We start from the raw sequence: 23,212 nt of genomic DNA, 5'->3' as shown, positions 1-23,212 counted from the left end.
GGAATATAGTTGCTCATAAAATGTCCTTCTACTGCTGTCAGAAGGAGACATAACCGTATCACTAATATATGAAAGAGTAAATATCAACTGTGCGAAAGTAAATTCCACTGGGGAATATGGGAGCGGAATTTAAAATTTCATTTTAGGGATTTGAGGAAAAGAAGGGATTTTAAAAAGCGGAAATTGACATTGCAGTCGAATGGCATTAAACTAATAAGACAGGCAAAAGGAAAATTACCTGGAAGGGATTTTCATGTTTCCTGCAATAATTTACATACAGGAGTGGAACAATGAATACAAGAACCATGAAGACCTCGGAATTGACAAAACGTTTTGCGCCTTATTACAAAAAATATCTGGGAGTGCTGCTGCTGGATTTATTCTGCGCATCTCTCACCACGATCTGTGAAATGGTGCTCCCGTTGATTTTCCGATATATTACAAATCAGGGGATGACTGATCTTGCGGCTATTTCGGTAAAGACAATCCTGAACATCGGGCTGCTTTATTTCGGACTGAGAATCATAGATGGAATTGCAAGCTTTTATATGGCATATACGGGTCATGTGATGGGAGCCAGCATAGAGACAGACATGAGAAAGGATGCATTTGAGCATCTCCAGAAGCTTTCCGACAGCTATTACAGCAATACGAAGGTCGGACAGATTATGTCGAGAATCACCAGCGATCTTTTCGACGTGACGGAATTTGCCCATCACTGTCCTGAAGAATTTTTCATCGCTTTTCTGAAGGCAGTCGTGTCTTTCCTTATATTATCACGAATCAGCCTGTCGCTTACCGTGATTATTTTTGTATTTATCCCCATTATGGCATTTTCCTGTACATGGCTGAATATCCGGGTAAAAACGGCATTTAAAAGCCAGAGAAACCACATCGGAGAGCTGAATGCGAGGATTGAAGATAACCTGCTGGGCAACCGGGTGGTAAGAGCCTTTGCCAATGAAGCGGTGGAGATTGAAAAATTCCAGGAGGACAATATTAAATTCCTGGATATCAAGAGACAGACATACTTTTATATGGCGGCATTTCAGGATACAGTCCGAATGTTTGACGGTCTGATGTATACCGTAGTCATTTTGGCTGGCGGTATTTTCATGGTAAAGGGAGTCATAGAGCCGGGCGACCTGGTCGCATACACCCTGTACGTGACGACTCTTCTTGCAACGATCCGGCGTATTATTGAGTTTGCGGAACAGTTCCAGAGAGGAATGACGGGAATTGAGCGGTTTGTGGAAATCATGGATTCCGATATCGATATTCTGGATGAGCCGGATGCGAAGCCCCTTGAGAATGTAAAGGGGGAAATCGTTTTTGACCACGTCCATTTCGAGTATCCGGACGACCACAATCCCGTTCTGGACGACATCTGCCTGACCATAAAGCCAGGGGAGAGAGTTGCTCTTGTAGGACCGTCCGGAGGCGGTAAGACGACACTCTGCAATCTGATCCCAAGGTTTTATGATACCACTTCAGGGGAAATCCGGATCGACGGCCAGAGGATTAAGAATCTTACGCTCAACAGCCTGCGCTCCAATATCGGTATCGTGCAGCAGGACGTTTATCTGTTTTCAGGAACGGTCTATCATAACATTTCCTACGGCCGCCCCGGGGCTACGAAGGAAGAGATCATCGAAGCAGCCAAGCTGGCCGGCGCCCATGAATTTATAGAAGGGCTGAAGGACGGCTACGACACTTATGTAGGAGAGAGAGGGGTGAAGCTGTCAGGAGGCCAGAAACAGCGAATCAGCATTGCCAGAGTCTTTCTGAAGAATCCTCCGATCCTGATTCTGGACGAAGCGACATCGGCTCTGGACAACGAGAGCGAATTCCTGATTTCCAGATCGCTGGCCAATCTGGCAGTAGGAAGAACGACACTTACCATCGCCCACAGGCTGACGACAATTAAAAATGCGGACCGCATTCTCGTGCTGGCCGGAAGCAGAATTGTGGAAGAGGGAAACCATCAGCAGCTACTTGATCGAAGGGGCATGTATTACGAATTATATATGACAGCTAACCGTCTGGAAGGCGGGGAAGAGGGAGAACTATCATGAGAATAGCAACAGTAACAGACAGCAACAGCGGAGTGACGCAGCAGGAGGCGAAGGAACTTGGAATTTTTGTGGTTCCCATGCCTTTTATGATCGACGGAAAGACCTATCACGAAGGTGTGAACCTTTCTCATAAGGAATTTTACGAAATGCAGGATGCAGACGCAGATATTACGACATCCCAGCCCTCTCCAGATACGATCTTAAAGACGTGGGACGGACTTTTGAAGGAGTATGACCAGATTGTATACATTCCAATGTCCAGCGGTCTCAGCAGCTCCTGCCAGACGGCTATGATGCTGGCGCAGGACTATGAGGATCAAGTATTTGTCGTCAACAACCAGCGGATTTCCATCACTCAGAGGCAGTCTGCTCTGGACTCCAGAATGATGGCGGAAAACGGCATGGACGGCGCTGCCATCAAAAAAGTTCTGGAGGATACGAAATTTGATTCCAGCATATATATCACCGTAGATACATTGAAGCATTTGAAAAAGGGCGGAAGAATCACGCCTGCAGCAGCAGCTCTGGGAACCCTCCTGCGCCTGAAGCCGGTACTCACCATCCAGGGTGAGAAGCTGGACGCATTTGCAAAAGCCAGGACAATGAAGCAGGCGAAGTCTATTATGATTACGGCTGTCCAAAAGGATCTGGAACAGCGGTTTCAGGATAAAAACTATGAGCATTCCTGGATTCACGTAGCCTATACAAGTACAGAAGAGAATGCGGCGGAGTGGGTCTGCGAGCTGAAAGAGGCGTTCCCTGGTGCTGACATCTATGCAGCGCCTCTTTCATTAAGCATTGCCTGCCACATTGGGCAGGGCGCTCTGGCTGTAGCCTGCACCAAGAAAATTGAGATGTGATTAAAATATGAGCAGAAAAAGAAAAACGATCAGCATGAGGGTCCCCCTGGCCGCCATGCTCTTCTTTATTGCAGTATTTCCCATGTTTTTTCAGGGGAAAATGGTGGTTGGCTCCTTCCGTCAGAATCAGATTGACGCGAGAGGACAGGAGCTGCAGAACCGTTGCCTGATCCTCAGCAACAAGCTGAGCAGGGCGGGATATCTGGACGCCGATGTCAAAGATACCATTCTGGACAATGAAATCGATGTACTGGCTGATTTTTACAGCGGAAGAATCGTAATTGTAGACAGGGATTTCAAAATTGTCCGTGATACGTTCCGGCTGGCTGAGGGAAAGACCCATATTTCAGAGGAGGTTCTGAAATGTTTTCAGGGGGAATCGGCGAACCGGTATAACAGAGACAAACACTTCTATACACATACGGCCCCGATTTATGAGGCGGGACAGGGACAGAAGATCACAGGCGTTATTGTAGTGACCGCCTCCGCGGAAAGCATTCTCAATATGGCGGATATGGTGGAGGAAAAGTCCAGCCTGTTTCAGCTGATGTCTCTTCTCATCATCGTTGTCCTCGTGTTCGCGATGGTGAGGCTGTTCATGAGGCCCTTTAACGAATTCCGGCGCGTTCTCGCACAGGTGGCTTCCGGCGACCTGGATACGGATATATCGGAAAATACTTACAGAGAGACGAAGGAAATGTCGGAATCCGTCCAGCAGACGCTGAAAAAACTGAGGCAGGTGGATCAGTCCAGGCAGGAATTCGTTTCCAATGTCTCACATGAGCTCAAGACTCCGATTACGTCGATCCGCGTGCTGGCCGATTCTCTTATGTCCATGGAGGATGTGCCGGTGGAGCTTTACCGGGAATTCATGAACGATATTTCGGATGAGATTGACAGAGAGAACAAAATTATTGACGATCTTCTTTCCCTCGTCCGCATGGACAAGGCTGCGACGGATATGAACATCAGCCAGGTCAACATCAACGGCCTGGTAGAGCAGATTCTCAAACGTCTGCGTCCGATTGCGAAAAAGCGGAACATAGAAGTGATGTTTGAAAGCATGAGAGACGTCGTTGCCGATGTGGATGAGGTGAAATTCTCTCTGGCTCTCAATAACCTGGTAGAAAATGCCATAAAATACAACAAGGAAGAAGGATGGGTGCACGTCAATCTGGATGCGGACCATAAATTCTTCTACGTAAAGGTGTCGGATAACGGAGTGGGAATCCCGGAAGAGTTCCAGAACAGGATTTTTGAACGATTTTACAGGGTGGATAAGGCGCGTTCCAGAGAAACAGGAGGAACGGGCCTGGGTCTGGCAATTACGAAAAATGTGATTCAGATGCATCAGGGAGCGATTAAGCTGCAGAGCAGAGAAGGGGAAGGAACGACCTTTACCATCCGTATCCCCCTGACATACATTCCTTAGGAGGATAATCGATGAAAAACAGGAAAATATGGCAGGCTCTGTTTCTGGCAGTACTGGCGTTCTGCGTTCTGGCTGCCGGCTGCGGGAAAGAGGAAGAGATTGCAAAGCCCCAGGAGAAAAAGCCGGGAGTCTACAATATCTATTATTTAAATGCCGGGACAACAAAGCTGGTGCCTCAGGAATACCGTACGGAAACGACGGATGTGGACGCTTTGGTGGAGGAGCTGATTAATCAGTTTCTGAATGTGCCGAATAATCTGGATTGCCAGACCGCTCTTCCGGATAAGACATATTATCAGAAGTTCAGCAGGGAAGATTTGGTGGTATATCTTTACTTCGATGCAGCATATACAAGTATGAAGCCGGGGCGCGAAATTTTATGCCGCGCAGCTCTGGCTAAGACGCTGACTCAGGTAGACGGGGTGGATTTTGTCAATATTTATGCAGGCGGACAGCCGCTTCTGGATCAGAAAGGCGCGACGGTAGGCATGATTTCCGGAAGCGATTTCGTAGACAACATCAGCGATGTCAACGCATATGCAAGAGCGGAGCTGGTTCTTTACTTTACGGATGATAAGGGAGAAAAACTGTATCCGGAAAAGAGGGAAGTCGTTCATAACGTGAACACATCTCTGGAACAGCTTGTAGTGGAAGAACTGATCTCCGGGCCGGAAACCTTCAGCCTGAGTCCGACGATTCCCAGGGACACGAAGATTCTGAATGTTTCTGTCAATGACAATGTCTGCTATCTGAATTTTGACAGTACGTTTCTGGTGGGAAGCCTGGAAGTGAAGGACTACATCCCGATTTACTCCATTGTAAACTCGCTGGCAGAGCTGGGAGATGTCAACAAGGTGCAGTTCAGCATCAATGGCTCGACGAATGTGAAATTCAGGGATTCCATATCTCTGGACAGCATGTTTGAAAGAAATCTGGACTGCGTAGCGTCGGGAGGAAACTGATCGTTCAGACAAAAGGAGGGGTTCCATGTTAGATAGGGGAAAAGCAGCTGACTTTGTGGAAAAGTCGCCTAAAAATTATATTTCCAGAGAGTATGCGCTGTCGGATGATGTGGTGGGGATGAAGATCTTTGAAGCACCTGTTTTTGCGGTCGGAGATGCACAGGATGAGTATTTCAGAAAGCTGAAGGAACCGCAGGCGGTTGGGCCGCACTTTATGCTTCCGCAGGAGTGGCTGCCGGGAGCGAAGAGGGTGGTTTCATTTTTTCTTCCATTCAGCAGAGAAATTAAGAAAAGTAACCTGCCGTTCGTGCGCGAGCCGTCTAACGGCTGGCTGCATGGCAGAATTGAAGGCCAGGCTTTTTTGATGGACGTCTGCCGCTTTTTGAAAAAGGAACTGGAGTCCGAAGGAGAAAAGGCTTTGATTCCATTGGCAGATCCACGTTTCCGGTCTGTAGAAGAAGCGGGCAGCAGTGAACGGTTTAAAGACAAGACGACTGCCTATACGAGCAGCTGGTCGGAACGTCATGTGGCGTATGTATGCGGGCTGGGAACCTTCAGCCTGTCGAAGGGACTGATTACGGAAAAAGGAGTCTGCGGCCGTTTTGGCAGCATTGTAACGACCATGGAACTGCCTGTAACGGAAAGGCCGTATAAAGGCCTTTATGATTACTGTACCTTTTGCGGGGCGTGCATCAGCCATTGTCCTGTAGGAGCGATATCACTTGAAAATGGGAAAGACCACGAAAAGTGCAGGCAGCACTTGAAATGGACGACAGAAGAGTATGCGCCGCGCTACGGCTGCGGAAAGTGCCAGGTTCAGGTTCCGTGTATGAGCCGTATACCGGGCAGATGACAGGAGGAAAAAAAGATTAAAAGACCGCTGGCTATTGCTGCAGGGGGACTGATGCTTGGAGAGGTATTGGCTCTGCAGAAAGCGGACTGGATGACGGCTGCGGCTTGTATGATAAGCGCAGCAGCTGTCGTGTGCAGTAAAATCGATCGGAAAAGCAGAGCCGTCTGGATGACAGCTCTGCTTTTTTTCGCCCTCGCAGGCTTTGGGCGGATGAAAGCGGAGAGGTCATGGGCTGTAAACTGTCTTGAAATGAATCTGGACGGAAAAAAGGTGTGGATGGAAGGAACTGCAGTGGAGACTGGTCCGAAAGGCGAAGGGATATCGGTAACGCTGTCAGGCTGCCGTCTCTCAGGGGAAGAGGATAAGGCAGGGGATTGGAATGCAATCGGCCAGAATGACGTCGGCCAGGTGGAAGTATTTCTGGATGACCCGCAGAAAGGGGCGGAGCCGGGGTACCGCATCGCGGTCTACGGACAGATGAACGCATATGAGGGGCCCAGAAATCCGGGAGAGTTTGACTATCAGGCGTATTATCTGGGAAAACGTTCCTGCTATTTTATGTATGGGGAAACGCTGGTGGTTGGAAAAAGGAAAAGCAGAGTCCGGAACATGCTTTTTCATTTCAGAGAAATTTGCGCAAGCATTCTGGACAATGCGATGAGCGAAGGGGATGCCGGCATTATGAAGGCCATGATCCTTGGCGATAAGAGTTCCATGGATCAGGAAATCAGGACGCTGTACCAGAGAAATGGGATCGCTCACATCCTGGCGATCAGTGGACTCCATATTTCGCTCCTGGGGGCAGGAATGTATAAACTTCTGAGGCGGGCCGGGGCGGGATTCGGCCCTGCAGCTGCTGCAGGCGGGGCATGTTTGTGGCTGTACGGCATGATGACGGGGTTCTCGCCATCTTCTACCCGCGCGGTGGTAATGATGATCCTGTTCTTTCTGGCGCAATATCTGGGCCGGACCTATGATATGATATCGGCTGCCTGCCTGGCTGTTTGTGGCCTGCTTCTGGAAGCCCCCTATCTGATCCTGCAGAGCGGATTTCAGCTGTCATTCGGAGCCGTGTTTTCCATCGCTGTGCTCGGTCCATATCTGAATGAGATCATTTGCCCAGGAACCCAGGCCGGGCGTCAGGCAGTGATGGGGATCGCCGTTCAGATCGGAACATGCCCGATCGTGCTGTTCCATTTCTTCCAATATCCTATATACGGATTTTTTCTGAATCTGGCCGTCATTCCCTTGATGACTTACGCCGTGATTTCAGGAGTCGGAGGAATTCTTTTGGGATTCCTTTCCATGGATGCATGCAGGGCCGCACTGGGGACAAGCCATTATGTACTGGCGCTTTATGGCCTGCTGTGCCGCGGCGCCGGAAACCTTCCTCTGTCAAATCTTGTGACAGGCCGGCCGAACCGGATTCAGATTGTGTTGTATCTGGTCATTCTGGGAGCCGGACTTGCGCAGATGAAAAAGGCAGGAGACCGGCCGATCCTGCCGGTTCTCTGCATTTGCCTGTTTGCAGTCATGATGCCGTGGAAAAGCGGCGGTATGAAGATCACCTTTCTCGATGTGGGCCAGGGAGACGGAATTTTGATCGAAGCTGGCCGGACGGCCGTGCTGATTGACGGAGGGAGTACGGATAAAAAGAAGCTTGGGGAAAAAGTCCTGGAACCATGTCTGAAATCAAAAGGAATATCAAAACTCTCCTATGCCGTAGTCACCCATGGGGACGAGGATCATATCAGCGGCCTGACCTATCTTCTGGAAGAGAACAGTGATGTGGCAGTGAAAAATCTCGTTCTGCCTGTGCTGGGGAAGAAAGAACCGGTACAGCAGCGGATGGCCGCTAAAGCAGAGACAAAAAAACATGCCGAAGTGTGGGAGATGAAAGCAGGGGACAGGATCAGGGCGGGACAGCTGGAGCTTTTCTGCCTGTATCCTTCCCGGCATGACTCGGCTGCAGACAGAAATGAACAGTCCCTTGTAATCATGGCCGGTTACAGAGGGACGAATCTACTGCTGACCGGCGATACGGACGCTGCCTGTGAAAAACGGATGATCAGCCGGGAACAGGTAAGGCGCCTGATTGCGGAGACGGATGTACTGAAAGCGGCTCACCACGGTTCTGCGTCAGCGACTGGAGAGGAAATTCTGGCGGTTATGGAGGAAAATCTGAAATATGCCGTTCTGTCATATGGAGAGAATAACCGCTACGGCCACCCGGGAAAAGAGGTGGTGGAACGCCTGGAAGACATGGGCGTATCGATCCTGTCCACAGCGGAATACGGCGCTGTCGTTGTGACGTTTGACGGCGGCAGAGTCAGCTGGGAACCGTATTTTACAGATTTCTTTCAAAAATATTAAAATCCTTTCATATTCTTACAGATTGCTGCAGCCTATTGTCCTTGGAGCGACTCCAGGGTTTAGACTTAGAACACGAAAGCGAATATAATTTAGTTTAAGGAGGCTTTATATGAGAAAGCGGAAATATTTTATAGGAGCTGTTCTTGCAATGGCTCTGATAGGAGCGAATTCTGTAACATCCTTTGCAGCAGGCTGGACGAATACGTCAAAGGGATGGAAATATCAGTGGGGAGACGGAAGCTATTGTCACGACAGCTGGGTCCATTATAAAGATCACTGGTACTACTTCGGAAGTGACCAGCTGATGAGGACCGGATGGATACAAAGAGACGGAACATGGTACTTCGCAGCGGACAGCGGGGAGCTACAGGGCGGAATCATGAACATTAACAACAACGTATATTACTTCGATACGACCAGCTGCAAGATGAATAAAGGATACCTGTCATATGACGGTCATATCTATAATTTCACTGAAAACGGTACGGAAGGCGGCAAACCATATGTATACACGGAATGGAACAGCAACGGTACCGTCCGACGGGGTGTGAAATTCGGTCCGGTAAAGGGAGGCTGACCAGGTACTGTTCAGATTTCTGCTCTGGGCAGCAGGGACACTGAAATTATTTAAATAAAGACATAAAACAGCAGGGATACCGCATTGTGAGAAACCGGCCGCAGCCGGAATCAGAAGGTGGTATCCCTGTTTACGATTTCATTACGGTTTCTTTTCAGTTTAAAGAAATTAATTGACCAGAAACTGGTAAAGTTTTAATATGGCTTTGCATGTATAAAGGGTAAAGGATTGGTTGAAAATGGAACAGAAAACGGAAAGAGAGCAGGAATATTTAATCGGAGACGTAGCCCGGATTGTAGGACTAAGCAGGGACGCCCTGCGTTTTTATGAAAAAAAAGGCGTGATACGCACACAAAAAAAGGAAAACGGATACAGATATTATTCGGAAAATGATATTTATAAGCTGATGCATATCCTTTATCGGAGGAAGATGAATTCCAGCCTGAAAGAAATTGAGGAGACCATGGTTATGGACAGGGAAAATACGGTTCGCCATATGAAAGAGTATCTGCACAGCTGTATGGAAAAAGAAAGGGAAGAGCTGAAGAACCACAAACGGATGATAGCCAGGATGAAGCTGCTGGAAAGGGATATGAGAAATATTGAAGAGCATCTGGACCGCATCACTTTAAGAAGATTTCCGGCCGCATATATCGTGGATGAGTGCCACGACCTGCAGGAGGGGCTGAAAAACTGGTTCCAGCTGGCTGCCCTGAAGGACGGGATGGATATGATGTATTTCTATACGGAACTGAGTCTGAAGAAGAGTGCACAGAAAGTAGTGAATACGAGGCTGCTACTTTATAAGAATTTGGAAAAGGTGCTGACGGATGGTTTTGACCTGTCCTGTTTGAAAGAGACGGGGGAAATGGGATGCATTCATACGGTAGTAGAGACGGAAGAGCTTCTTCCGGAAAGCAGAATCATCCGCATGATGGAAGAATGGGGCTGTAAACACGGTCTGAAGACAGAAGAACGGGTATATGTCAATCATATGACTTCATTTTCACTGAAGGAGTCACCGACCTACTGCCTGGAGCTTTATATGCCTGTGTCCGGGGCAACCTTTCCGGCAGCGCTTGAAATTTGAGAGAGCTTACAGTACAATAGGGACAAAGCTTTTTCTGCAGTTTGGCAAGAAGAGGCAGCAAGCTTAAGAGAAGGAAGACGGATTATGCAGACATTAAATCAGGACATGAAAGATAAGAGCTTTAAAAAGATGTATCTGCTTTACGGAGAAGAGGCGTTTCTGAAACGAAGCTATAAAAACAGGCTGAAAGATGCGCTGATCGGGGATGATACGATGAATTACAACTATTTCGAGGGAAAGGGCATCGATGTTTCAGAACTTATCAGCCTTGCGGATACCATGCCCTTTTTTACGGAACGGCGGCTGATTCTCGTTGAAGACAGCGGATTTTTTAAAAGCGCAGCCGGAGAGGAACTAGTTACTTATCTGCCGTCCATGCCTGATACCACCTGTTTCCTTTTTGTGGAATCAGAGGTGGATAAGAGAAACCGTCTGTATAAAAAGGTGAAGGAATTAGGCCACGCGGCGGAGATGACCAGGCAGAATGCAGCTCAGCTGGCGACATGGGCCGGTACGATTCTTTCAAAAGAGGGGAAGAAAATCACCAGAAATACCATGGAACTTTTTTTGAGCATGGCGGGCGACGACATGGAAAATATAAAGATGGAGCTGGAGAAGCTGGTCAGCTATACGGGAGAACGCGACGTGGTGACGGATCAGGATGTCCGGGAAATCTGCACGGAGCGGGTGACGAGCCGCATTTTCGATATGGTTGCGGCGATCGTCGGCAGAAAGACTCGGCAGGCCATGGATCTTTATGAAGACCTGCTTACACTGAAGGAACCGCCGATGAGGATACTTTTTCTGATTGCCCGCCAGTTTAATCAGATTCTTCAGGTTAAGGAACTGATGGGGCAGGGAATGGACAAGAGCTCCATCGCGTCCAGGCTTAAAATGCAGCCTTTTGTGGTCGGCAAGACGATGCCTCAGGCCAGAGCCTTTACAAAGGAACAGATTCTGTCTTACGTGACACTCTGTGTGGATATGGAAGAAGCAGTTAAGACGGGTAAGCTGCAGGACCGCCTGGCCGTTGAGCTTCTGATTACAAATCAGTATCATTAACTGCCGAATGAGAAAGGAGAATCACTTTGGGGCATTTGACAACCAAGGATGCATATAAAAGCCTGGAGGAGAGGATTAACTGGTTTACCCAGGGGGCTCCGCCTACAGAAACACTTTACAAAATCCTTCAGGTCCTTTACAGTGAGAAGGAAGCAAAATGGATGGCGCTGCTGCCTGTCCGCCCCTTCACGCTGAAACGGGCCGCAAAAATATGGAATACGACGGAGGCGAAAGCGGAGAAAGTGCTGGATCACCTGTGTGAGAAAGCACTTCTGGTCGATTCTGAATATCATGGCGTAAGGCGCTTCGTCATGCCGCCGCCGATGGCCGGATTTTTTGAATTTGCCCTTATGAGAACGAGAGGAGATATTGACCAGAGATATTTAAGCGAACTGTATTACCAGTATATGAATGTGGAAGAGGACTTTGTCAAGGACCTGTTCTACGCCACGGAAACAAAACTGGGGCGTGTCTATGTACAGGAACCGGTGCTTACGAATGAACATATGAACCACATTCTGGATTATGAGAAGGCCAGTCATATCGTGGAAGAGGCCGAATATATCGGATTGGGGCTCTGTTACTGCCGCCATAAGGCATTTCATGCAGGCCACCCGTGCGAAATCGACGCTCCCTGGGATGTGTGCCTGACATTTGGAAATGTAGCGCGTTCCCTGGCGGAACACGGCGGGCATGCACGGCTGATTTCCAGGCGGAAGCCATGGATGCCCTGGAACGTTCCTATGAGGCCAATCTGGTCCAGATAGGGGAAAATGTAAGGGAAAATCCTGCTTTTATCTGCAACTGCTGCGGATGCTGCTGTGAGCCCTGCAGGCGGCAAGGCGGTTTGCACCCATGCAGCCGGTAGCTACTTCCGGCTACATTCCGGATATTAGGGGAGAGATGTGTGCCGGATGCGGAAAATGTGAGAAGGCATGCCCAATCCTGGCAATTACGATGGAAGAAGACGAGAAGACGGGAAAGCGAAAGGCAGTAGTGAATAAGGAAATCTGCCTGGGTTGCGGCGTATGCGCCAGAAACTGCCCGACAAAGTCTATTATTCTGAAAAAGAGGCCGGTGGAGATTATTACTCCGGTAAACAGCACTCACCGATTTATCCTTCAGGCGATTGAAAAAGGTACACTTTTGGACCTGGTATTCGACAATCAGGCGTTTGCAAATCACAGGGCGATGGCGGCCATGTTCGGCGTTATTCTCAGGCTGCCCCCAATTAAACAGGCCATGGCCAGCAGGCAGTTCAAATCGGTCTATCTGGATAAGCTGTTGTCCAGCCAGGTAAATAAAAACAAAAGAAAAGGAAAGGAATCAAAATAAATGGATGTGTTGTTTATACTCAGTGGAGTCGTCTGTGGAATTGAAACGATTTTTCTGTTCCTGGGAAAAGACTATATCATGTTTCGCGGCGGGAAACAGAAGGAAGAGGATTTTGATACGGAAAAGCTTTATCATGCGGAAAAGTGGCTGTTTGCCGTGGACGCTGTTTTGTTTCTCATCATTGGAGCCAGCGGAAACAATGTGAATCTGAGCCTCATCTGTATTGCTGCCGCTCTTGTAACACTGGGACTCCATCTCAGAAATTTCAGGAATCCCAAGTACAAAAAAAAGAAAAGCAGCGATATTTCTGATAAAAGCAGAATGAAGACAAAGTAATATTACAAATGAAATAATAGGGAGTATGAAAAATTATGAACAGGAAAAGAGCGCGGAGCAACGGGATGCTTCTTCTGACCGCATTGATCTGGGGAGTGGCCTTCGTGGCACAGAGCGTGGGACTGGACTATGTCGGGCCGTTTACATTTAACGGCTCCAGGTTTATTATGGGGGGCATTGTGCTGATTCCATGTATGTTTTATCTCCATTTTGTGTCAGGAAGAAAAGAAGAAGGAGAACAAGGAATAGGAGAAAAGATCACAAAACAAAGGGCAGCAGAAAAGGCCGTGCAGTGCAGAAGAGAATCCAGGATTACAGGGATTATCGGCGGAATCTGTTGTGGAATCTGCCTCTGCGTGGCTTCAACGCTTCAGCAGATGGGGATTGCATATACGACTGCAGGTAAGGCAGGATTTATTACGACTCTTTATATCGTCATCATACCGATCATGGGACTGATGATTGGAAAGAGGGCAGATGGAAAGGTTTGGGTCAGCGTTCTGATAGCCGTCATCGGCCTGTACCTGCTGAGCGTAAAAGAAGGATTTTCCGTAGGATATGGAGAATTCCTTATCTTTCTGTGCGCCATTGCATTCTCTGTTCACATCCTGGTGATCGATTATTTTTCACCGAAGGCTGACGGCGTCTTTATCTCATGCGTTCAGTTTTTTACGGCAGGGCTGATTTCATGGATCTTTGCATTTATCTTTGAAACGCCGGAAATCGGAAAAATAGCGGAAGCATGGGTACCGGTTCTGTATGCGGGAATCATGTCCTGCGGCGTGGCATATACCCTTCAGGTAGTGGCCCAGAGGGACACGGATCCCACGGTTGCTTCTCTCATTTTGAGCCTGGAAGCCGTATTTTCTGCTTTGGCAGGATGGGCGATCCTCCATCAGATGATGAGCAGAAGAGAAATGACCGGCTGTCTGTTTGTATTTTGTGCAGTGATTCTGGCACAGCTACCGGACAGAAAAGAGAAGATAAAGATAAGAAAGGAAGCCCGGGCATAAACAGGCTTCCTGCTCTCTAGGAACGGAAAGGTTCAGGAACCCGCATTTGAGCTGTCCAGAACCTTTGTAAAACAAATAAAAGGAGAAAACAGATATGTATACATGTGACTGCTGCGCGGTAAATGAATGTCAGAAGGGGACAACAGAACATCTGCCCAAAAACTGTCCTATGCTTCATATGGAAAAATATGAAGAACCTATGAAGGAATACGGTAAGCCGGAAAATAAGGAATTTTACATAAAAGCTTCCGAAATAGAAGCTCTTGGATACGGACGTTGGGTGCGTCTTAAGGAAATTATCGAATTTTCCAGAAATATGGGGTATCACAAATTGGGAATGGCCTTCTGCTATGGGCTTCGCAAAGAGGCAAAGATAATCGGTTCGATTCTGAGAAAACATGGATTTGAAGTCGTTTCCGTGATATGCAAGAACGGTTCTGTGCCAAAGGATACGATCGGAATCGAAGCCAGAGTAGCGCCGGATAAATTTGAAGCCATGTGCAATCCGATCATGCAGGCGGAACTTTTAAATGAGCAGGATACGGAATTCAACATCGTTGTGGGCCTGTGCGTAGGTCACGATTCCCTGTTCTATAAGTATTCGAGGCTATGGTAACCACCCTGATCGCAAAAGACAGGGTGCTGGGTCACAATCCGGCGGCGGCAGTCTACTGTTATGACGGATATTTAAAGAAACAGTTCGAAGTGGAAGAATAGAGGATTCCAACAGGAGGAAACAATGGCATCCAGGAGAGAATATGTGAACTTCATCATGGAACAGCTGAAAGAGGCTGGGGATGTCTCCAGCAGAGCCATGATGGGGGAATACGTCGTTTACTACAGAGGAAAGGTCGTAGGAGGAATCTATAACGACCGTTTTCTGGTAAAGGCTGTGGAGTCCGCGAAGAAGCTCATGCCGGAGGCTGCTTATGAACGGCCGTATGAGGGGGCAAAGGAAATGATTCTGGTGGACGATGTGGACAACCGGGAATTTCTGAAAAAACTGATGGAGGCGATGTATGACGAGCTGCCGGCGCCAAAGCCAAAAAAGAAAAAGGATAAAGGCGTATGATTGAAGTATTGTTTGGAGAAAGCGAAGCTGCTTCGATGAAAGCGGCGAAGGTGAGAAGTCTTAGAGGGATGATCCCGGGGAGCCCGTCGGAAGTAGTCTGTCTCGGATTTCTTCTGGACATAGGGAGCATACGGGAAGCGGCTGACAGCGAATTCAGAAGCAACCTGATTTACGGCTTATTTGCTCAAAATGAAACGGAAGATACCGGGGGAATTTCCGGGGAAGTCAGGCGAGAATTAAGAGACGGAAGCCGCCTGTATGCAAAAGAGCTGGAAAGGCTGAGGAAATTTGCAGAAAACGGGGAACCGATTCGGATATGGTACAGCGACGCTCCATATTCGCTTTGCGGATTCTGCCATACATGTGCTGTTCTGAGGTCATATGACTGTGAGATATCTGTAGTAAAGCTGCCCGAATATGTGGAGGAAAGCAGATGCATCACGCGGTATACAGGCTGGGGAGAGGTTGATCCAGGGAATTTTAAGGATTTTCTGAAGTATGAAAAACGGCTGTCCAAGAATGAGATCCGAATGATGTCCCACAGATGGTCGGATCTGACAGAGGATAACAGTCCGCTGCGGGCTGTTATAAACGGACAGCTTGTCGGAGTATCGGAAGACTTTTACGACTGCTGGATTAGAAAACATCTGACTGCAAAGCCTGTAAAGGAAGCGAGGCTGATTGGAGATCTATTAGGTATGTATCGATTTGGGATCGGAGACGGATGGTATGCGTCCAGGATCGAGCAGATGATTCAAAACAAAGAGATCGAAGTAATAGAGGATTCTCCGAAAAGATATGGCAGAATGATCCGGTCAGCCAGTACAATGAAGAACCAGATGTGAGGAGAATAGGTATGATAAGAGAAATTGCCGACAGAAGGAGCATACGAAAATTTTCTGACCGCAGCTTAAACGATCAGGATATTATGGAGATAATCGAAAGCGGTGTAAAGGCCCCGTCAGCGAAGAACAGGCAGCCGTGGAAATTCGTCGTTGTCAGAGGAAAGGCTAAGGAAAAGATGCTGGAGGCATTCCGCAGAGGAATCCGGCGGGAAAAGAACGGAGATGCCATTCTTCCAGGCAGCAGACAGCACCTGGCTGGGGCCGAATACACGGTTAAAATTATGGAGCAGGCGCCGGTTTCCATTTTTGTATTGGATGGAGAGGGGAAGGGACTTTTTACTCCTCTGAATGAAGAAGACAGGATCTACGAAATCGTAAATGTGCAGTCTATAAGCGCCGCGATTCAGAATATGCTCCTTGCAGCGGAGGAAAAGGGAATTGGAAGCCTCTGGATTTGCGATATTTTCTTTGCTTATCAGGAACTGCACGATTGGCTGAACATAGACGGCGATCTGCTGGCGGCTGTTTCACTGGGGTACCCGGAGGAGAAGCCGGATGAGAGGCCGCGAAAAACACTGGACAAGGTTGTTGTGTGGAAGGAATGAAGGAATTATTAGATGAGGTTAGAAAACCGGTTAAAGTGCCGGTATCTGGGCGGATCATACAGATTCTTTTAGCTATCGCTGCCGGTATTCTTCTCGGCCTGACCGCTAAGATTCTGGATGAGACGGCCAGTAATCGGCTGCCGCTTGTGCTGCAGAGCCTGGATTTGAGAAATTTCTTTTCAAGGATAGGATTCTGGATGTTCTGCGGCATATGCATCTCTGTATATAGCAGCGGCCCGTGTCAGGCCGCCGGCGGCATTCTGGGATTCTTTTCCGGAATGGTCGGGAGTTATTATGCATACACCATCCTCGTGGCCGGATTTTACCCGAGATCCTATATGATGACCTGGATCGCGATGACGGCCCTGTCCCCGCTTATGGGAATGATCTGCTGGTACGCAAGAGGAACGCATATACTTTCCGTCTGCATTTCGTCCATCATAATCATGATGATGACAAGACAGGCCTTTGCCTTTGGATTCTGGTACCTCGATATCCGTGACGGCTTGGAATTGATTTTATGGATAATGACGATTGCCGTTTTATACAGGTCGCCAAAGCAGATCATGACAGCCGCAGGAACAGGAATTCTGTTGTTTTTCCTTACATCGGGAATGAACCTGTTCTGGGGAATGCTCTAAAGGGGGGTAGAAATGGTGAAAAGAAAATGGTTCGATTTTGGATGTATCATTTTAACGATCCTGCTGATTTTGATAGATACCGCGGCCATTAGCAGCTGTCAGCAGACGGGCGTAGCCGGGTAATGTGGACGGGGTGTTGAAGAGTAAAAAGCAGTTCTGCCCCATCTGACTCGATCAATTACTTGAGTCAGATGGGGCAGAACTGCTTTTTCATTGAAGCCGGTGACCGGCAGATTACAGGTTACAGCTTACGGATTACAAATCCAGGGCCAGGTCTCCTTCGCGGATCCATTCCACTCTTCTTAGAATTTCACCGAAAACCAGAGTCAGCACAGCAGGGAGCAGGAAACAAACGAGTACGATTCCAATCCACATAGTAGTGCCTCCGCCCATAGCTGTATATACGCCAATCGGGCCGACCAGGCCGCATGTTCCCATACCGGCTCCTGTAGGAATATTTTCCATATGGAAGACCACAGTAGCGATCGGTCCTGTCACCATAGAAGCGAGAGTAGGCGCTATCCAAATTTTGGGATTCTTTACGATGTTGCCCATCTGAAGCATGGAAGTGCCAAGGCCCTGAGCCAGCAGGCCTCCCATTCCATTTTCTCGGAAGCTTAAAACGGCGAAGCCAATCATCTGTGCACAGCAGCCGGCCGTTGCGGCTCCGCCTGCCAGGCCATCTAAGCTCAGCATGATACAGATAGCGGCGCTGCTGATCGGCAGGGTGAGAGCAATTCCCACCAGCAGATACGAGCATTCCCATAAGGAAAGGCTGCATTTCCGTCGCCGTCTTTACCAGGTTGCCGAAAGCCGTCATAAAATAAGCCACGCCGGGGCCTACGAACTGAGCGATCAGAACGCCGGAAATGATGGTGACGCCGGGAGTAACCAGGATGTCGACTCTCGTTTCTTTGGAGACGATTTTACCCAGTTCGGTAGCTACGATAGTAGCCAGCAGAGCGCCTACCGGACCGCCCAGGCGTTGCCTGCGATACCGACGGTTGCAGCAGAAAAGAGCACCAGCTGAGGCGCTTTCAGTGCGTAGGCGATGGACACGCCAAGAGCAGCGCCGGCGGCGCCTTTCGCATAGTCTGCAATTGTGTTAAAAATTTCCAGGTGAAACTTGTCGCCGAGAGTGGCGAAGATTGTGCCTATCAGTAAAGATGCGAACAAACCGAATGCCATTGCACCCAGAGCATCAATGAGATAGGTCTGGACGGTGATGGTGACGTTCTTACGCTGTAAGAAATTCTTTACACGCGGTAAGAAGCCATCTGCTCCTGTCTTTTCCATAATTCAATTCTCCTTTATGTATCTGGTATTGCACACATTCGGCGTTATGCCAAAGCAGTTGGTTCGTATTGTACCAGCAGAAGGAAAAAAATGCAAGGAAAATGTGAAAGATTGATAAATATTAAACAATGAATAGTAAACGATATGGGAATAACTGTCTGTGGATTTTAGAAGTAGTCTTTTGGCAAAATTAATACGACGCGGATAGTAAAAACGTGTCCGCGCCCATCAAGGGTGGTATCCACCCAGACTTCGCCCTCGTATTTTTCCGCAGTAGTACGGATAGAAGAGAGGCCAATTCCAGTGCGCCCCTTCTTTTTCAGTGAACCATATACTCCATCTGTGACGGTTAGTTCCCCGGTAAAAGCGTTGGAAGACTCGATATACAGATTAGAGGAGTGTTTGGTCATATTTAATGTTAAAAAACGTTGGGATTGTGGCAGGCGCAAACTGGCTTCTACCCCATTTTCCAGAATATTGCCGAGGACGACCGATAAATCCCCGTCTGATATTCCGGTCTGTTCAGGAAGTCTGACCTGAATGGAGAAGGGGATTTTCTTATCCTCTGCAAGTGTATAGTAATACCGGAGCAGCACGTCGGCGGCATAGTTTTCGCAGAATGTCAGCGGCGTTGTTTTCAGCGCCTCCTGGCTTATCTGATTTAAATAATTTTCAGCTTCCTGATAGCCGCCTTCTTTAAGAAGAAGGGAAAGCTGGGTGAAATGGTGACGGGTATCGTGCCGCATAGTACGGATTCCATCCATCTGATCGGACAACTCGGCATAATGCTTTTTCTGCAGACAGATCTGGGATTCCAGCCATATCTTTTCCTGGGAAAGCTGAATCCGCTCCCGGTAAATGCGGAACGAATCCTGAAATACTAAAAAACTGACAATCAGGACGAAAATCAGTCCTGCTGTTTCAGAGAACCACCCAAAACGGAGTGGTTCAAAAGCGGGCATCAGTCTGTCCGCTGCCAGAGCGGAGGCAAATACACATGTTCCGGCCAAAAGAAGACGGTTCTTTATCGTCGTTTCCCCGATCCCGGCGAAAAAAGATGTGCAGAGAATCCAAAGAGAGCAGCATATTTTATAAATTCCGGTCAGCTGAGAGAATAAATTCATTGTCTGGTAGGATAAAGCAGGAGCGGCAAGGGAGACTCCCAAGGCAGCAAAAGGAAACAGAACAGCGGTGATGGAAACGGCAGTTCTTGCCTTCGATCTTTTTCCATATAAGTGATTCACCAGCAGAACAGCAGCTCCGTAGACAGCATACCGGCAAAACAGTTCGATGTTATAAAACGGCACAATGCCTGTTGCTGTGAGACGGTGAAGAGCAGGTGAACAGACGGAGATGGCAAAAGGTATGGCGATCATGGAAGAATACAGGGCATTATGGCTTTTCAAGAGGATGAAAAGGATTGCCTGGCTTAGGCCAAGTAGCAGGGCAAGCAGAGAAACGGACAGCTCCCAGGCAAATTTCTGTTCAAGCAGGGAATTAACATTTACGGGATTTCCGAAGGCAGGAGGGTAAACAAACCCGCTGTACAGGTAAGACCAGTCGGAAACCGCCAGCAGCAGAGTAGTGTTGCCGGAGGCCTCAAAGGTAACCGCTCCGGAATGGATTGAAGGTTTATAATTCTCTGGTTCAGGGATGCCGCAGGAAGCCACCTGCCTGCCATTTACATAGAGGCGGTATGACGAGTAAATTTCCGGCAGCTCCAGAGTATAGGAGCTTACGGGATCAGGCAAAGACAAATGCAGTCGATAGGTAGCGCTTCCATGGGGGGAAGCGCCGGCCTGTCCTGCTTCCATACCGGAGTATCTGCCGATCCAGGCATAACCGTCGGGAAGGGGCGGATTCTCTTCAAAATCTGCAGGCGTGAGAAGTTTCCCACGGTAAAACTGCCAGCCGTTGATCAGATGAGTGAAGGGAGTTATATCTGATCGAAGAAGAGTATCCCGCCAATAGGCTGCGGCGTATGCAGCCTGTATTTATTGTCAAAACGATAAGAAGCCAGAAAGATTCCCATTGATACAACAAATGTAACAAAAAGAAAAAGGATTTGAATCAGGATTCGGTTTGTTTTTTGTTTCAAGTATTATCTCCTCCTCCTTTCGGATGGTTCCGGAAGCAGAGTATGCCGCCTGCCAGAACCAGGGCGGCAGCCAGAACAGTTATGGCAATGATATAGGGGGCGGTAGTGTCCTTTGCTTCAGAAGCATAGGAAGTTTTCTCAGTCGGGATAGGGCTGTTTTTCCCAGAAGAGATATTATCATTAACCGACGGCGGATCTGGCGTTTGGCTGAGGGAAGGGACTGCAGAAGATTCGATTGTGAAGGTGCCGGAGCCTTCTGCCTGGAAGGAAATTCTGGAATCTGCCGCATTATAAATGGCTTCTCCAACAAAATTTCCCTCCGAATCTGTTACCCGAAGGTCTTTACAGCCGTTTGAAATATCCCATGGCATAGTAACCGTGATGGGAAGGCCGGTGATATAATTTTTATTCCAGTTAAGTTCTATCCGAACGGTTCTGTCTGTGAGCGCTTCAATTTCTACGTGAAGCAGATCGTTGCTGGTCAAATCATAAAAGAGAGGATCATCCACAGGCAGTTCCAGACAGATCTGCTGCTTTTCAAACAGGAGCGGCCAGCCGGTATTCAAGTTTTTGTACGCCTTAATTCGTGTACCGGACCAGACGGCGGTATTGCCGGTATCTTTTTCGAATTCCTCTTTGACAGCAGATTCGTCTCCGGCAACCTGAGCAGCCTGATTTTCTGTAACAGAAAGGGCCTCTTCCGGATACCCGGGGCCATAACCTTCGGTGTCTTTGGATTGTTTCGTTCCGGGGCCTTTTCTGCCGCCTCCTGTAAAACTGTGAGTCCGTGGGAGAGATGAACTTTCGCCCTCTGACGAGGGGAAGGTTTCTGTCACCGGCGGAGCATCATCCGAAGGAACCGTTTCCAAAGGCGCGTTATCAGAGGGAACCGTTTCCTCCGGCGGAGTGTCCGGGACGTTCTGGATGATATCCGGAGACTCCTGTTCATTCCGGTCTCCGCCGTCTCTGTCACCGTCGCACCATCTGTATCGGAGAGATCCTTCCTCCAAAAAAATTTCTATCGTATTGGACCACTCCCCGTCATATTGAAGGCGGAAAAAGTAGGAAGTTCCCAAAAGCAGGGATTCGTTTCCGGAAAAATCCACTTCTAAGGTCTGGGAATCCGACTTCAGTCTCATGAAACCCCCGCTTATATCTTCCTGCCATTCTCCGTCTCCCACTGCGTAATAAAACTGAAACAAATTTTTTTCAGGCGTCTTTTTATACCATTCCATAAAAAGGGTGTATTGATTAATGACAGGAGGCGATAAAGTCAACTTCGTGTCGTCCTGGAGACAGACTTCACAGGAAACGGAGGAGAATTCTTCGGGCAGAAGGAGGCCTTCCGGCAGCGCCGGAAAGCCTGTGACAGTATAATTCCCCGGGGTGTCTGTGGGAAGATCTTCGAGGTTCCAGGATAGGGGAGCCGAGAAAAGAAACCCGCCGTCCAGTTCATAAGTTACGTTTTTGTTGACTCCAAGCATGGCTGATATTTCTTCCCGGGAAGTGCCTGCCGGAAGAAGTAACTGAGGACGGGTAATGGGAAGGATTGTTACGACAGGCAGTTCGCAAGGGGCGGCAGGATCATAAAGAAAGGCCAATGCCGTAACTTTTGCCAGCTCAGGAGGGATAGAATAGCCTTCCGGCGGTTCGATTTTCCGTCCAGGACAAATAAACCGGTCCTGGCCTCGGAAAGCGGGCCGGTATGGTATTTTACAGGAAAAATGGTCCGTGTACCATTTTCCAGCTTTACGGCGGCTTTCAGGTAAGAGTCGTTCGGATTGGCCAATGCATGTGAAACCTGTTCTTCGGCATAAGCCAGATCCGCTGTAATAAGGCTCTGGGAACCGGCGGCGATGACATGTGATACTTTTATAAGGCCGCTTTGAACACAGACCTCACAGGAAACAGACGAGAATTCCTCCGGCAGCAGGATTCCTTCCGGCAGCTGTGGGGTTCCGGTAACTGTATAGTTGCCGGGAACACTTAAATCAACGTCTTCCGGATTCCAGGCCAGAGGAGCAGACCAGAAGACGCCGCCATCCAGCCGGAAGTTTATGTTGTAGTTTTTGGCAAGACTGCTGGCCAGGAGCTCCTGGCTAGCGCCTTCAGGAAGGGAGAGAGTTGGAGAAACAATGGGAGAAACTTCCTGGACCGGCATTTCGCAGGGATTGGCCGGATCGTAGAGGAAGATGGGGAATGTGACGTCGGCAATCTCCGGAGGAACATAATATTGTTCTGTCGACTCAACTGTTCCGTACAGCAGAAAAAAGCCGGGCTGCCTTTGTTCAAGAGAATCGATATCATAATCTATGCTCAAAAAAGCATGGTCTCCGTTTTCAAGTGTAACACGAGTGCTCATATACTGCTCATTTAATTTCTCTAAGACTGTTTCTTCAGCATGGCTTATTTCTGTTGTGAACAGAGCAAAAGAGACAGGCATAACATACACAACTTCGATAGGATCGGATACAGGATCAGATACGGGATCAGATACCTCATTTGGAACCTGAGCAGGAATCTGACTTGATTCGAAAATAATTTCTTCAGTCAGCTGGGGAGCAGTTTCCGAAGGGGTTGCCGTTAAACCGCCGTTCTGTGGGGAACCGGCGGCAGAGCATGTATGTGGAAAGAATGGATAAAAGACAGTGAATAATGCTGAGAAAAGAACGGATCGTAACATGTAT

General features: G+C 48.4%; 20 protein-coding genes and 2 pseudogenes. 17 read left to right on the top strand and 5 right to left on the bottom strand.

The features are described from left to right. Positions 1-290 precede the first annotated feature (290 nt). The 17 genes and pseudogenes from DXA13_RS18120 (at position 291) to DXA13_RS18040 (ending at position 17,131) form a co-directional block, all read left to right on the top strand. The gene (locus DXA13_RS18120) at positions 291-2,075 is read left to right on the top strand and encodes an ABC transporter ATP-binding protein (RefSeq protein ID WP_243009209.1); all 1,785 of its coding nucleotides are present in this window, start codon (positions 291-293) and stop codon (positions 2,073-2,075) included. Next, positions 2,072-2,935, top strand: a complete 864-nt coding sequence (locus DXA13_RS18115) for a DegV family protein (protein ID WP_118246460.1) — start codon at positions 2,072-2,074, stop codon at positions 2,933-2,935. The genes DXA13_RS18120 and DXA13_RS18115 overlap by 4 nt, the downstream gene beginning before the upstream one ends. A gap of 7 nt (positions 2,936-2,942) precedes the next feature. Then, entirely contained in the window at positions 2,943-4,367 is a 1,425-nt protein-coding gene (locus DXA13_RS18110) for a HAMP domain-containing sensor histidine kinase (RefSeq protein ID WP_118246459.1), read from the top strand. A gap of 11 nt (positions 4,368-4,378) precedes the next feature. After that, positions 4,379-5,329, top strand: coding sequence for a GerMN domain-containing protein (locus DXA13_RS18105; RefSeq protein ID WP_118246458.1), 951 nt, complete (start codon positions 4,379-4,381; stop codon positions 5,327-5,329). A 25-nt stretch (positions 5,330-5,354) separates the two neighbouring features. Further along, a complete protein-coding gene (locus DXA13_RS18100) occupies positions 5,355-6,182 on the top strand; it encodes a 4Fe-4S binding protein (RefSeq protein WP_118246457.1) in 828 nt (275 codons plus the stop codon). A 51-nt stretch (positions 6,183-6,233) separates the two neighbouring features. Further along, positions 6,234-8,555 (top strand): DNA internalization-related competence protein ComEC/Rec2, encoded by a 2,322-nt coding sequence (locus DXA13_RS18095; RefSeq protein WP_118246456.1) that lies wholly within the window; start codon positions 6,234-6,236, stop codon positions 8,553-8,555. Between the two features lie 109 nt (positions 8,556-8,664). After that, on the top strand, positions 8,665-9,132 hold the full coding sequence (locus tag DXA13_RS18090; protein ID WP_118246455.1) for a hypothetical protein: 468 nt from the start codon (positions 8,665-8,667) through the stop codon (positions 9,130-9,132). A 238-nt stretch (positions 9,133-9,370) separates the two neighbouring features. Further along, positions 9,371-10,222, top strand: coding sequence for a MerR family transcriptional regulator (locus DXA13_RS18085; protein ID WP_118246454.1), 852 nt, complete (start codon positions 9,371-9,373; stop codon positions 10,220-10,222). Positions 10,223-10,306: 84 nt separating this feature from the next. Continuing rightward, entirely contained in the window at positions 10,307-11,284 is a 978-nt protein-coding gene (holA, locus tag DXA13_RS18080) for a DNA polymerase III subunit delta (RefSeq protein WP_118246453.1), read from the top strand. Positions 11,285-11,310: 26 nt separating this feature from the next. After that, positions 11,311-12,619: pseudogene (locus DXA13_RS18075) on the top strand (4Fe-4S dicluster domain-containing protein). Then, positions 12,620-12,955, top strand: coding sequence for a hypothetical protein (locus tag DXA13_RS18070; RefSeq protein ID WP_118246452.1), 336 nt, complete (start codon positions 12,620-12,622; stop codon positions 12,953-12,955). A 35-nt stretch (positions 12,956-12,990) separates the two neighbouring features. Then, the gene (locus DXA13_RS18065) at positions 12,991-13,968 is read left to right on the top strand and encodes a DMT family transporter (RefSeq protein WP_118246451.1); all 978 of its coding nucleotides are present in this window, start codon (positions 12,991-12,993) and stop codon (positions 13,966-13,968) included. Positions 13,969-14,062: 94 nt separating this feature from the next. After that, positions 14,063-14,584: a DUF1847 domain-containing protein gene (locus DXA13_RS18060; RefSeq protein ID WP_347559912.1), complete on the top strand. Its 522-nt coding sequence runs from the start codon at positions 14,063-14,065 to the stop codon at positions 14,582-14,584. A gap of 123 nt (positions 14,585-14,707) precedes the next feature. Next, complete coding sequence (locus DXA13_RS18055; RefSeq protein ID WP_118246450.1) at positions 14,708-15,040, top strand: TfoX/Sxy family protein; 333 nt, start codon at positions 14,708-14,710, stop codon at positions 15,038-15,040. Further along, on the top strand, positions 15,037-15,885 hold the full coding sequence (locus DXA13_RS18050; RefSeq protein ID WP_118246449.1) for a DUF3658 domain-containing protein: 849 nt from the start codon (positions 15,037-15,039) through the stop codon (positions 15,883-15,885). Before DXA13_RS18055 ends, DXA13_RS18050 begins: the two co-directional genes overlap by 4 nt. Positions 15,886-15,896: 11 nt before the next feature. Continuing rightward, the gene (locus DXA13_RS18045) at positions 15,897-16,490 is read left to right on the top strand and encodes a nitroreductase family protein (protein WP_118246448.1); all 594 of its coding nucleotides are present in this window, start codon (positions 15,897-15,899) and stop codon (positions 16,488-16,490) included. Further along, positions 16,487-17,131 (top strand): hypothetical protein, encoded by a 645-nt coding sequence (locus DXA13_RS18040; RefSeq protein ID WP_118246447.1) that lies wholly within the window; start codon positions 16,487-16,489, stop codon positions 17,129-17,131. The genes DXA13_RS18045 and DXA13_RS18040 overlap by 4 nt, the downstream gene beginning before the upstream one ends. A gap of 255 nt (positions 17,132-17,386) precedes the next feature. Here DXA13_RS18040 and DXA13_RS18035 read toward each other — a convergent pair. The 5 genes and pseudogenes from DXA13_RS18035 to DXA13_RS18020 form a co-directional block, all read right to left on the bottom strand. Further along, a pseudogene (locus DXA13_RS18035) lies at positions 17,387-18,427 on the bottom strand (PTS sugar transporter subunit IIC). Positions 18,428-18,594: 167 nt separating this feature from the next. Further along, positions 18,595-20,241 carry a GHKL domain-containing protein gene (locus DXA13_RS18030; RefSeq protein WP_243009208.1) on the bottom strand — a complete coding sequence of 549 codons (1,647 nt, stop codon included), beginning with the start codon at positions 20,239-20,241 and terminating at the stop codon, positions 18,595-18,597. Between the two features lie 122 nt (positions 20,242-20,363). Next, the gene (locus DXA13_RS22095; RefSeq protein WP_243009207.1) at positions 20,364-20,525 is read right to left on the bottom strand and encodes a hypothetical protein; all 162 of its coding nucleotides are present in this window, start codon (positions 20,523-20,525) and stop codon (positions 20,364-20,366) included. After that, the gene (locus DXA13_RS18025) at positions 20,522-21,664 is read right to left on the bottom strand and encodes a hypothetical protein (RefSeq protein ID WP_147348055.1); all 1,143 of its coding nucleotides are present in this window, start codon (positions 21,662-21,664) and stop codon (positions 20,522-20,524) included. Before DXA13_RS18025 ends, DXA13_RS22095 begins: the two co-directional genes overlap by 4 nt. A 413-nt stretch (positions 21,665-22,077) precedes the next feature. Further along, positions 22,078-22,845 (bottom strand): hypothetical protein, encoded by a 768-nt coding sequence (locus DXA13_RS18020; protein ID WP_147348054.1) that lies wholly within the window; start codon positions 22,843-22,845, stop codon positions 22,078-22,080. Between the last annotated feature and the right edge of the window lie 367 nt (positions 22,846-23,212).

Origin of the sequence: Clostridium sp. AM58-1XD, from assembly GCF_003464085.1 — a bacterium.
In the GTDB taxonomy this organism is placed as follows: Bacteria; Bacillota; Clostridia; order Lachnospirales; family Lachnospiraceae; genus Lachnoclostridium_A.
The sequence above is the reverse complement of the archived record's forward strand: the minus strand, read 5'-3'. Positions and strand labels throughout refer to the sequence as shown.